This window comes from Microcoleus sp. SVA1B4, assembly GCF_036700545.1.
Classification (GTDB): domain Bacteria; phylum Cyanobacteriota; class Cyanobacteriia; order Cyanobacteriales; family Microcoleaceae; genus Microcoleus.
Map to the genome: position 1 here is coordinate 66,005 of NZ_JAUBPB010000027.1, position 11,875 is coordinate 77,879.

An 11,875-nucleotide genomic window follows, 5' to 3' on the forward strand; every position below is an offset into this window, starting at 1 on the left:
TGCCATCTTGCCTCGGTCTTAATAATTAATTAAAACCGACAGATAGATTCAGGATTGACAGGGCAAATTTTATTAACAATGGGATTGCCGCGCAAGTCCAGCGTAGTCAACTTTTGCAAAGATTGCAGGGAACTGATATCAGAGATTTGATTGTTGTACAAGTCTAGTAAAAATAAATTATTTAAAGCTTGTAGCGCGCTGCTATCCGAAATCGGATTGTTGAACAAATAAAGTTCAGTCAAATTAGTTAACGATTTCAGCGGACTGATGTCTGATATTTGATTGTTACCGAGGTTGAGTTCAATTAAATTAGTCAGCGATGTCAAAGGACTAATATCTGATATTTGATTTTGGAATAAAACCAATTTATTTAAATTAGTTAAAGATTTCAACGGAGTAATGTCAGATATTTCATTTCCGAACAGAAACAGCGTAGTCAGATTTTTCAAGGAAGCCAGCGGCGTGATATCTGATATTTTATTATTGTAAAGGTAGAGTGTCTGGAGTTCAGTTAAATTTGCCAGAGGAGCGAGATCGGAAATTTGATTGTTGTAGAGAATCAGCGCATTTAAGTTAGTTAAATTTTTCACCGGAGTGATGTCGGAAATTTTGTTGTCAAACAAGACAAGTGCGGTAAGATTAGTTAGACCTGCTAGGGGACTGATGTCTGAGATTTGATTGGTATCGAGAACGAGTATAGTCAGATTTATTAGAGATGAAAGCGAACTGATATCTGATATTTGATTGACATCTATAACCAGAGTTTTCAGGTTAGTTAAAGATTGCAGGGTATCGAGGTCAGATATTTGATTACTGCCTAGGATGAGATTAGTAAGTTGAGTGAAAGATGAGAGGGGGCTGATATCGGTAATTTGAAGATTTTTGAGGTTAAGTTCTTTTGTATTAGAAAGCAGTTCGTTAGCTCGATCGCACTCGGCGGTGTCTGATATTTGCAACAGTATGTCTACGGTATGTTTGGCGTCGGGCGAGATATTTTCTTTTTGCTTGCACCAATCGGGAAACTTATTATAATTTGTCATGGGCTGTGCTGCCTTAATCGATTTTAGATGGGAGATTTGAAATTTTAGATCAGTATAGCAATTCTATTTCATTTGTGAATGAGATTTTTTTCGGGTTTTGAGAAATTTCCGCAAAAATTGTGTAAAGTAATCTTAACATCGTTAATTGCATTGCCTTCGCAGGAGCCAAGAGCCAACTATGACACCAGAACTAATTTTTAATGCCGGTAATCTGTTCGTTGTGCCTTTCTGGGCAATTATGATTTTATTACCCAACTGGGGAATTACCCGAAAAGTGATGAATTCCTTTATTCCGTTTGCGATGCTCGCCGTTTTGTACATATATTTGTTTGGTAGCAGTCTGACGGCGGAAAATGCGGCTGCTTTGTCGAATCCTAAGTTAGCAGATATTGCTAAGTTTCTGGGGGAGGAAACGGCGGCTGCTACGGGATGGATACATTTTTTAGTGATGGATTTGTTTGTCGGGCGCTGGATTTATTGGGAAGGACAGCGGACAGGAGTTTGGACGGTTCATTCTTTGGCTTTGTGTTTTTTTGCTGGGCCGATGGGATTGCTTTCTCATATTGTAACTGCTTGGATTACTCAAAGGTTTTTCCCGAATTCTGAAAGTCTTTCAGGGGCGGGTTCTGGGGCCCACCCCCAAGAAAATTGATGTATTGTGGAACGGGCTCTGTGGCCCGTTCGTTCCTAAGTATGGCGCAAGATATCAGTAACAATATAGAGCGTAGCTAAACCCGTCCCTTGTATTTTGAAAGAGGTAGATGGCGGTTTACTGTTGGGTGGGGGCGGGTTTATAAAATTATGGGTTTTAGGCAATTATTGTTGGTGAAACCCGCCCCTACAATCCTCGATCGCAGCTTGGAACTTTTACAAAATTTTACCAGATTAAGAAGTGGCTAGGGGCAACACTAAACGAGCCACAATTAAATTGTTTTCTAACATTTCTATAGAAAAGTTTCCCCCCATTAAGCGTACCGCTCGCTGACAAATTAAGAGATTTTGCACGATCGACCTATGGGAATTAGAAACCGCTAATATATCGGGTTCGGAGCCGCCGTTGAAGGCAGCAATTAACTGTCGATCGCACGCGCCGCTATCGATCACAGACAATTCTAACAAATCTTCCCCCAACAACTCAGAGCGAATCTCAATCTTGGCACCAACAGCAGAGCGCCTGCAAGCCGTCGCCAGCAATTCGCACAGAATCAAATCCAGCTTGATGCTGTCCCCGCGAACGCTCAAAGTCTGACCGGCCGGCATAGACACAGCAGCTTCTCTGTGCACATCCAGCAAGACTTTCGAGTGTTTGACCAGGGGGGCCGTTCGATCGAGCGATCGCCTCAGCCAAGCGCTCACAGGCACCGCATCTTGTGCGAATTGCAGCCGCCAATGTTCCTGTTTTAGCAGCAAATGAGTTGACCCCAAAGCATTGCCAATTTGCCGCAAAACCTGTTGGTAGCGCAAAATTTTCAGAGCATCCTTTTGCTCCTTCGCCGACTGCAAAATCGACTGACTCAACTCCCCCAACTCCTTCACCCCCGCTCCCACCGTGCGGTAAAACTCCTCAAAACGGCGCTGTTTGTACCAGTTGAGCAACTCCAGATCCAATCGCTGCGACTCCTGGGCCGATTGCACCGCCAAATACCTGCGCCACCAAGCCAACTGAGACGCCATCGAGCTGAGTAAACTCACCGACAACTCCGACCACTGGCGGCCCGGAGCGTCCGCAGCCACCACAATGCCCACCGGAGCGTGTTCTGGGGCCGTCCGCAGCGCCACCGTCATAATCTCGCCAATTCCCGGACTGCGGAGCCACCGCTTTGTCGCCAGTGGCAGTTGGCTCGTGCTCTGTTGCACCACGCAGTTAGCAGCCAGGGTTTGTTGGATCAAAGCATCTGTTTTGACAGGAATCTCCGCCTCGGGATTGAGGGCAAATACAGGATTGGCAGCTACCGTCGCCACGATCGAACCTTCCTCATCACCGGGATTCCAAGTAATTACGGCTACTAAAGGACAGGAAATTGTCTGGGAAACGTGTTGAGCAAAGTTACGATCGAGCTTTTGTAACGGCAACTCTGGGAACATCGGCGGTGAAGCAGCAGATATCTCTTGCTCAGATTGCTCATCAGGAGAATGGTGCAAAACCGCCAAACCCGATTTGAGCGATCGCTCAAATTGCTGATATTTGTCGATTGCCGAACTCTGCTGCCACGAGTGCAGGATCAATCCGAGTTGTTCGCCCACTAGCCGAACTAATTCTTGCTCCGATCGCCTCCAAGTGCGAGTTGCACTGTGCCCGACAACCAGCAAACCCTCGATCGATTTGCGATTGGCGATTTTCGATTTGAGATTGGGGTTTTCTCCCTCGGACTTTTTCGCCCGAGTGCTCGATGCCAAAAGCGATCGCACCCCAGCTTCCCCCAACACATCCCGCCAAGCGCCCAACCGCCCATCTTCCTCCCAATTTTCAATAGCTAGAGGTGCACTTGCTTGCAACAGCCCCACGTCAGCCACATCCAGGGCGTTGAGCGGCGACGGCACTGCCCTGCGGTTGCGGGGCAGATTTTGGCAGACAATTTCAAAGCGATTTTGTTCTTCGCCGTACAGCAGCAGCAAAAAGTATTCGCATTTGAGCCGATCGCACAACTGTTCGGCGGTATTTTTCAAAGTCGCCTCCCAGTCAGCATCGCTGTAGATGGCGTGAGCTATTCCCGCAGTTAAATCTCGATCGATCTCAATTTGCTGAATTTTCTCCTCCATCTCCGACACAGGAGCCGTCAGAGCCACTAACTGCGCCACTCCCCGCAGATAATGCTTTTCATTGTCTTGCCAAATCCGGGGCTCGCCGGCTTCGACTGCCAAAAATCCCAACAATTCCCCTTCCGAAACAATCGGCGCAGCCAACAGAGAGCGAGCGCGGATTTGCTGCATCAACCGCCCCGTCAGCTCAGTTTTCAGAGAACTTTGAGATTCACCGATCCAAACCATTTCTTCCCTGCCCAAAGCCTGATAAAATTCGCCCAAGTCTTGGACGGTGATGCCCGAAGCCGCTCGGCCCGGCCCGCTCAAACCCGGAGCAACTTCGCGGTTGCTGACTCGGCGCCAAAAATAGCGCCGCTCTCGCTCGAACCAATAAACATTGGTGCGCGTCGGCTCGATAAATTCATGAGTTTGTTCGACAACTGCTTGCAAGTATTGGTCGAGCGATCGCAATTCCCCCAACTGCGAAATCAGCGCTAAAAGAGACTCATCTGGGTGTTTAACTTGTTGTCGCTGCCAGTCTTTTTCTATTTGGTAAAGAGCAGTTGCCAGCGCTCCAAATACGATCGCCAACTGGGTTTTTTCCCCCGACTTGGGCGACGCTCCCCATACCTCAGTTCCGAGCAAAATCACGCCGTAGCAGCGGTCTTTGTAGCGCAGCGGAAACAGAGTCGTGCCTTGAATATTGAAAGTTTGAGCTGCTTTGCGCCATTCTCCGGCTCGGTTTTCCGATCGCAAATCCGGGACTCCCACCGGCCGGAGCTGAATCACCACTTGTTCCAGCAAATCCCCTGGGCTGAGGGCAAACCGCTGTTTGAGAAAAGACTGGTCGCCGTTAGGAGTTATGCCGCCTTTCCCGAACAATCTGTGGGCCTGTCGATCGTACAACCCGATCCAAATCAAACCCCAGTCAAATTCCGCTTGCAAGTAACCGAGTGTGGTCGAAAGTAGCACTTCCACATTCTCCTCTTCTCGGAGAGTCTGGAGAACGCGCTCTAGGGTCGCGATTTGTTCGTCTAAATCCTTTGGTCTTTGCTGCTGCCCCATTTCCAAGCTTCCCCGCACCTTGTCTAATTTAAAATTACTAACTTAAAGATTCAAAAAATTAAAATGCCAAAGAGTCAACTTATAATATAATCGTCTCACTTATCCTTCAGTCTCAAACATTGGATAAAGTCGATCGAAGTTGAAGTAACAACCTCACCTTCACTGTCTGCTCGTGAATATTTTTATTTTCCTTCTCCTTTCTAATTTGTAAATTGCCCCAGTACAAATCATTGGATATTTATCAATCAAGTGTACGCCCGCTGTTGTTTTCCGTATTGAAAACCGATGCCGAGTGGCTGCACAACCGCACTCTCCAAGTTCTTGAACTCGCAGCCAGAACCCAGTCAAACCCAGCAACCAGCCAAATGCTCTCTCGATTGCAGAAATCTTTGGGAGTCCAAGATTCTCGCCTCGAACAATCTTTGTGGGGACTGAGCTTTAACAATCCTGTCGGCTTGGCCGCCGGATTTGATAAAAACGGCGTAGCTGCCGATATTTGGGCAAATTTTGGCTTTGGCTTTGCCGAACTTGGCACTGTCACTTGTCAACCACAGCCGGGAAACCCCCAACCTCGCTTGTTTCGCTTGACGGAGGACAGTGCAGCCCTCAACCGCATGGGATTTAACAATCAAGGAGCCGGGGCAATGGCAGCCCGGTTTCAGGCAGCACAGAAAAAGTCCCCACTCGATGCCCAGGGCCCCATGCCTCAGTCTCCGTTCCCCTTGGGCATCAATCTCGGTAAATCTAAGGTAACACCGTTAGAGCAGGCAGCAGCCGACTATTTGGAGAGTTTTAAGCTGCTGAAAGATTGGGGCGACTATTTTGTAGTCAACGTTTCCTCTCCGAATACGCCTGGATTGCGATCGCTCCAAGATGCTGCTGGGCTTACCACAATTTTGGAAATGTTGCAACAAGAAAATCGGGGAATCAAGCCCATTTTAGTCAAGATTGCGCCGGATTTGGAGTCGGAGGATCTCGTATCTATCCTCGACTTAGCAAAAACCTACCAATTAGCAGGAATTATCGCCACCAATACCACCATCCGCCGCGACGGATTGAAAACACAAATATTGCCAGAAACAGGCAAACCAATCGCCGAAGAAGCCGGGGGAATTAGCGGGCTTCCTGTGCGGGAGCGATCGACAGAAGTAATCCGATTTATCTGGCAATATACAAAAGGCGAATTGCCCATAATTGGAGTTGGCGGCATTTTCACCGCCGAAGATGCTTGGGAAAAAATAGCCGCCGGTGCCAGTTTAATTCAAGTTTACACCGGTTGGGTTTACGAAGGGCCTTGGATGGTGCGTCGGATTCTCCAAGGTTTGTTGCAAAAGTTAGAAAAACGCGGATTTAGTTCTATTTCTGAGGCAGTAGGTTCGGACAATCAATAGACATAGGACTGTTGACTGTTAACTGTTAACTAATGACTAATGACTAATGATATCAATTCCGGTTGCATTGGAATGATTAAACCGCAGAGAACGCAGAGAACGCAGAGGAAGAGAACAGAGAGATGAATAATTCTGATGCTAACGGATTTGATATGACTAATGACTAATGACTATTGACTGTTGACTGGTGACTGTGAGTAAAAAAATGAAAATTGCGCGAATTATTTGTTGGCAGCTTGATTCGACTTTAAGCCCGACTTAGAAGCGCGGATTTGATATCATTCCGGCCTGACTGCCGGAATTGATATGACTCACAGTGCGATCGCTAAAAAAACTATCAGGCAACACTATACCAACAGTTCCCTAACATTAATACTACAATAAATCTTTTCTTTTCCCTCGACTTTAATCAGTTTTAGATCAAAAGTAAATCAGCGCTCTAAAATTTCAATAATCTTAACAAGTCGATTGATATAATATCATGTCCGGTCGAGCGACCGCAATTTTTGTAGGGGCGGGTTCACCAACAATACCTGCCAATAATTGACCATCTCAAAAACCCGCCCCGACCGGGATATTATGGTTAATCGATCGGACATGATATAACACGCATTTAATCAAATATTTCCGCTAATTTCAAAGCATTAACTTGAGCTTGAGCTTTATGCAGCGACTCTTGCCATTCCCTTTCTGGATCGCTATCAGCAACAATCCCCGCACCCACTTGTCCCCAAACAACTCCCCCTGTCGTACCGTCACTTTTTGGTGCATATAAAAGGGTGCGAATTAAAATATTTAAATCCAGGTTGCCGCGCCAGTCCAAATAACCGCAAGAACCGTAAAATAAATTGCGCTTCACAGGTTCCAATTCTTCGATAATTTCCAGACAGCGCACTTTCGGACAACCTGTAATCGTACCGCCCGGAAATACCCCTCGAATTAAGTCGATCGCGTCGCAATCTTCTCTTAATGTACCGATAACATTACTGACGAGGTGCATCACATGACTGTAGCGTTCAATCGTCAGAAATTCGTTAACTTTTACCGAACCCCATTCACACACCCTCCCGATATCGTTGCGTTCTAAGTCAACTAACATAATATGTTCGGCTCTTTCTTTGATATTCTCTATTAATTCCTGTGCTAACTGCTCATCTTGAATGGAGGTTAAACCTCGCGGTCTCGTTCCCGCGATCGGTCTAGTATCCACTTTTTTCCCTAATAATTGAACCAGTCTTTCCGGCGAACAACTAACTATCGCCCCCCACGGAGTTTGCCAATAACTTGCAAAAGGCGAAGGATTGATCTGTTGCAAAGCGCGGTAAATTGACCAACTACTGCAATCTGTACGGGCTTCAAACCGCAAAGATAAATTAGCCTGAAAAATATCGCCCGCCTGAATATACTTCTGAGCTTTTCGCACTATTTCTTTATACTCACTCTGAGATAATTGGAAAATAGGAGTAGCGGAATTTTGTTGATAATTTTCCGGTAAATTATTCTCGATTATTTCTGGCTTGGTTTGCTCTAATTGATGCTGCATAACATCGAGGTGAGAAGGTTGACTCGCAGCCAACCAGAGAATTTGCGTTTGACTGTCTAAAACTGCAAAAGATTCTGGTTCGTACCAACAGCTAACCGGGAAAGGAAGCGGATCGGTATTGAGTTGGGGCAGGTGTTCGATTTCCCATGCTAAATCATAACCTAGCCATCCCAACCAACCCCCCGTAAAAGGAATTTCCGGCGGTACATTCACTGCTAATTTTGGCTTTTGAGAGTCCAAAAGACCGCGTAAAAAAGGTAAAATTTCCCCGACTGGCGGTGTCCATAGCTGAGATTGACCGTCAATTATCCGGGGAGAACCTGCACAAATAGAATATCGTGCCAAGTTAGTAGAAGATGTAACTGGACTTTCTAGCAGAACAGCCATATCGCGGGGGAAACACTCCGATATTGAGCCTGCACTTTCGGCGGTTTTACCGAGAAATAAAGTTTGAAAAATCTCCGATCCGCTGCGCTGATTTAGGGGAAGCTTTCGCCAATGCCAAGGTTGTATTTGTTTCATTATAGATTGCACTAGGGTTAACACTTTCAGGACTTACGCAAAATGTCAATTCTGTAGTAAAGTGCACAGTTCGCACCCTCCTAAAATCGATTTAAAGCGTTATCTCAGCCATTATTTACAACTTTCCAAATATCTCGGTTTTCCTCTTTTTTGAGGCGTATCCAACCCCTAACGGAGTTAATGAGAAATAGAGTTTGGGTTCTGTGCAAATCATCTAAGGTAATTAATTCTTCTCTGATTTTTCCCTCCTCTAAAAGTTGAGAACGAAACGTCCCCGGTAATAAACCGCACTTGAGGGGAGGTGTGATTAGACCTGCGGGTGTATCGATCGCGATATTGGCGATCGTGGATTCGGTGATAACTCCATCTTGATTCCACAGAAAGACATCCTGATATTGGGGCTGCGACTCCAAAGCCATTGTATAAGGCAATCGGTAAGTTGTCTTGTGGTAAAGAAATGGGTTTTGAGAATCGATCTGTTGGCGGGCAATTCCCACAGATGCACCGATTTTTAAGATACCGCTATCTAGTGTCTGAGCTTGTAATGTTATGTTTCCGTCACAAGATATTGTTAACCGTATTTTTTGTTTGACTGACCCGCAAGTCATACTTAATGCTTGTAAAGCTTTGCTTGTTTCTGTTAGCGATAGGGGAAAATTAAAATAATAAGCCGATCGCTCTAATCTTTGAAGATGTCTGTCTAGCAAAAAATAGCCGTTTTTGGGTTCCCATAAAAGTGATTCCAGCAATTCAAAGTTTGGCTGGTGTTGAATCATATTTTTGTCAATATAATATAATGTAAATTCGGGAACAAGACAATTATTAGACCCGCGAAGCGGCCTGTTCGTGTAATTATATAGGAAGTTAACTTGAATTTATGTTGCCTAAATCCTTTATATTTCAATGGCGCTTTGCCATCGGGCTGTTAATATTAACCTCAGTGCTCACACCCCTAGCGCTCAACTACTACGTCCGATTTGTTACCCGCAACTACCGCCACAGCGATATAGCTAACGTGCCTGCAGAACCCATTGCTATCGTTTTTGGTGCCGGACTTTGGGAAGACGGCACTCCAAGCCCCATGTTAGCCGATCGAGTGCAAGCAGCCGTCGATTTGTACAAAGCGGGGCGAGTGGACAAACTTTTGATGACAGGAGACAATAGCACCGTCGATTACAACGAAGTCCAAGCAATGCAGGACTACGCCGAAGCCCAGGGCGTACCGATTAATAATATCGTTCTCGATTATGCCGGATTTAGCACCTATGAAAGTTGCTACCGGGCGAAAGAGATTTTTGGCATAACGCAGGCTGTTTTAGTTACCCAAAACTTTCACTTAGCCCGCGCTGTTTATACCTGCCGCCGGTTGGGCATAAAGGCGATCGGCTTAGGAACGCCGGATTGGGGCAAATTTCGCCAAAAGGGCATGATTCGCTACACTTTCCGCGAATTTTTGGCAGTCATCAAAGCGCTTTGGGAAGTGCGCGTTACCCGTCCCGAACCGACTTTTTTGGGGCCGTTTGAAGGAATTCAAGAAAAGTTATGATATCATGTCCAGTCGAGCGACCGTGATTTTTGTAGGGGCCCGTGAGCCAACAATACCTGCCAACAAAGGACAATCTCCAAAACCCGCCCAGACCAGGATATTATGGTTAATCGAGCGGACATGATATGAGTGATATGTTGAAGATTTTAGTCCTTAAAACAAGGACTAAAGTCTTCACTAAAAACGGATTTTCTTACAACTAACTGGACATCAGGTAAGGATCGCGAATTAAATAACTTACAATTTTAATTGTTATTGTGGGATGGGCGTCCCGCCCGTCTTTTTTGGACGGGCTCTTAGGCCCATCCCACTTTCAAGAGTGGAAGTTATTTAATTCTCATTCCTAAGTCCGGGAGTTGTAAGTTTTGAGTTAAACAAAACTTACAACAAAACTCACAAATCATAGCTGGCCCGTTGCGGTAGTGTTCCATAACTTACTCGCGTTTGGAAAGCCCCGCCAGCGACCAAGTTAGGCTCACCATCATTAAGCGGCCTAGAGCCTTCAAGCGGTCTTCGGCGTTATTTTCAACCAATTGAGACAGAGTTTCAGAATTAACATTTATCGACAATTCTTCAGCGGTTTCTGCTGACGTTTCCAACTGAGGTTGTTCAGAAGATGTCTCAAGGCTGACTTGTGGCTGCTGATTTTTTTCTTCGGTCATTTTCTGAGTCACCTCCTGGAGTTATTGCATACATAACCCTTAATACAAATGTAATTTATTTGTATCCGGGATTTGGCGAGTCAAGTTTTCCGTACCCGACAATCGCAGTTACCAACTGACTTAAAAGTTGTGATTTCAGTTGTTAGCTATCTTAAATAGCACTTAGCCAATTTTCCTCAGAAAGCCGATTTTTTCACAGATAGGTCGTCCTCAACGAATTTTTTGTAAGAAACGGAGTTTCTGAGCCTAAGTCCTGTTAAATTCACAACTCACGCACTACTACTGATGATGCACATCACTGAATTGTTATATTTACTTAACAGTAATATTTCCGAGATTCTGATATTGTTAAAGCTTAACAATTAATTTTGCTCGAATTTATCTCAATCTGCAAGCAAGTGTCTGGAAATTATTAACAAACTGAAGGTGTAGAGCCGATGGCAATTTATGTTGATACTGCAATTGTAGCGGAAGCCGCACGGGCGAGCAAGTTCGGATGGATAGCGGGAATTACTACTAATCCGACACTTTTGGCAAAAAGCGAGTTATCTCCTGAGCAAACCCTTAAACAACTGGCACAACTGATTCCAGGGGAAGTGTATTATCAGCTAATGGCATCTGATGTTGATGGCATGGTAGCAGAAGGAAAAGCGGCTTTTGAATTAATTGGACAGCAAACAGTTTTGAAAGTTCCAGCAACGGCGGCTGGTTTTCAAGCAGTCGCGCATTTGTCACCGTCCATTCCTTGCGCGGTGACGGCGATATACAGCGCATCACAAGCAGTTGTCTCAGCAGAAGCGGGGGCTAAATATGCGATCGCCTACGTGAATCGCGCCACCAGATTGTTGGGAGACGGTTTTGCCTTAGTGCGGGATATGGCAAATGTGTTGCACAGAAGTAATACTGAGATTTTGGCAGCTAGCATTAAATCGCCGGAAGAAGCGGTGAAGACTTTGTTAGCTGGCGCCCATCATTTAACATTGCCTTTTGATGTGTTGCAGGCGATCGCAGTTCACGAATTATCCCAGCAAACAGTTGATGAATTTGCCCAAAACGGGCGGGGAATTTTGGGATAATACCAAATTTATGTGAAAAGTGCAAATTGCGAATTCCTAATGGGTAATTGGTATGGGTTTTGAATCACTAATATCAAATAGGCTAACATCCGAATGATGCCGATCGTGCGAGCGTCCTGCTCTCGATGAGAACTCACGAGCGGGACTCTAGCTTGCAGGGTAAATTCCGAGTCACCGTATTTGATAGGACTGATGAGTGAGGACTACTAACTAAGGATCGCGAATTAAATAACTTACAATTTTAATTGTTATTGTGGGATGGGCGTCCCGCCCGTCTTTTTTGGACGG

9 protein-coding genes are annotated in these 11,875 nt (G+C 45.5%); 4 read left to right on the forward strand and 5 right to left on the reverse strand.

From position 1 onward, the window contains the following. Positions 1 to 29: 29 nt before the first annotated feature. The gene (locus tag QT987_RS14770) at positions 30 to 1,040 is read right to left on the reverse strand and encodes a leucine-rich repeat domain-containing protein (RefSeq protein ID WP_333241211.1); all 1,011 of its coding nucleotides are present in this window, start codon (positions 1,038 to 1,040) and stop codon (positions 30 to 32) included. 178 nt (positions 1,041 to 1,218) lie between these two features. Here QT987_RS14770 and QT987_RS14775 point away from each other — a divergent pair, with 178 nt between their 5' ends. Beyond that, the gene (locus QT987_RS14775) at positions 1,219 to 1,692 is read left to right on the forward strand and encodes an ABA4-like family protein (protein ID WP_333241213.1); all 474 of its coding nucleotides are present in this window, start codon (positions 1,219 to 1,221) and stop codon (positions 1,690 to 1,692) included. Between the two features lie 233 nt (positions 1,693 to 1,925). On the opposite strand, the gene QT987_RS14780 is transcribed toward QT987_RS14775, so the two are convergent. After that, complete coding sequence (locus tag QT987_RS14780) at positions 1,926 to 4,847, reverse strand: GAF domain-containing protein (RefSeq protein ID WP_333241215.1); 2,922 nt, start codon at positions 4,845 to 4,847, stop codon at positions 1,926 to 1,928. A 230-nt stretch (positions 4,848 to 5,077) separates the two neighbouring features. Here QT987_RS14780 and QT987_RS14785 point away from each other — a divergent pair, with 230 nt between their 5' ends. Beyond that, positions 5,078 to 6,238: a quinone-dependent dihydroorotate dehydrogenase gene (locus tag QT987_RS14785; protein WP_333241218.1), complete on the forward strand. Its 1,161-nt coding sequence runs from the start codon at positions 5,078 to 5,080 to the stop codon at positions 6,236 to 6,238. A 613-nt stretch (positions 6,239 to 6,851) separates the two neighbouring features. On the opposite strand, the gene QT987_RS14790 is transcribed toward QT987_RS14785, so the two are convergent. After that, on the reverse strand, positions 6,852 to 8,303 hold the full coding sequence (locus QT987_RS14790) for an anthranilate synthase component I (protein ID WP_333241220.1): 1,452 nt from the start codon (positions 8,301 to 8,303) through the stop codon (positions 6,852 to 6,854). A 104-nt stretch (positions 8,304 to 8,407) separates the two neighbouring features. Further along, positions 8,408 to 9,079 (reverse strand): aminotransferase class IV, encoded by a 672-nt coding sequence (locus tag QT987_RS14795; RefSeq protein ID WP_333241222.1) that lies wholly within the window; start codon positions 9,077 to 9,079, stop codon positions 8,408 to 8,410. Between the two features lie 101 nt (positions 9,080 to 9,180). Between QT987_RS14795 and QT987_RS14800 the strand changes: the two genes are divergently transcribed. Continuing rightward, the gene (locus QT987_RS14800) at positions 9,181 to 9,849 is read left to right on the forward strand and encodes an ElyC/SanA/YdcF family protein (RefSeq protein ID WP_333241225.1); all 669 of its coding nucleotides are present in this window, start codon (positions 9,181 to 9,183) and stop codon (positions 9,847 to 9,849) included. Positions 9,850 to 10,283: 434 nt separating this feature from the next. Here QT987_RS14800 and QT987_RS14805 read toward each other — a convergent pair whose 3' ends face one another. Then, entirely contained in the window at positions 10,284 to 10,511 is a 228-nt protein-coding gene (locus QT987_RS14805) for a hypothetical protein (RefSeq protein ID WP_333241228.1), read from the reverse strand. Between the two features lie 437 nt (positions 10,512 to 10,948). Between QT987_RS14805 and QT987_RS14810 the strand changes: the two genes are divergently transcribed. Beyond that, positions 10,949 to 11,587: a transaldolase family protein gene (locus tag QT987_RS14810; protein ID WP_333241231.1), complete on the forward strand. Its 639-nt coding sequence runs from the start codon at positions 10,949 to 10,951 to the stop codon at positions 11,585 to 11,587. Positions 11,588 to 11,875 lie beyond the last annotated feature (288 nt).

Excerpts from the sequence above, each read along its gene's own strand:
- QT987_RS14775 (WP_333241213.1), top strand. The coding sequence starts at position 1,219 with ATGACACCAGAACTAATTTTTAATGCCGGTAATCTGTTCGTTGTGCCT.
- QT987_RS14795 (WP_333241222.1), bottom strand. The coding sequence starts at position 9,079 with ATGATTCAACACCAGCCAAACTTTGAATTGCTGGAATCACTTTTATGG.
- QT987_RS14810 (WP_333241231.1), top strand. The coding sequence starts at position 10,949 with ATGGCAATTTATGTTGATACTGCAATTGTAGCGGAAGCCGCACGGGCG.
- QT987_RS14770 (WP_333241211.1), bottom strand. The coding sequence starts at position 1,040 with ATGACAAATTATAATAAGTTTCCCGATTGGTGCAAGCAAAAAGAAAAT.
- QT987_RS14800 (WP_333241225.1), top strand. The coding sequence starts at position 9,181 with ATGTTGCCTAAATCCTTTATATTTCAATGGCGCTTTGCCATCGGGCTG.
- QT987_RS14780 (WP_333241215.1), bottom strand. The coding sequence starts at position 4,847 with ATGGGGCAGCAGCAAAGACCAAAGGATTTAGACGAACAAATCGCGACC.
- QT987_RS14805 (WP_333241228.1), bottom strand. The coding sequence starts at position 10,511 with ATGACCGAAGAAAAAAATCAGCAGCCACAAGTCAGCCTTGAGACATCT.
- QT987_RS14790 (WP_333241220.1), bottom strand. The coding sequence starts at position 8,303 with ATGAAACAAATACAACCTTGGCATTGGCGAAAGCTTCCCCTAAATCAG.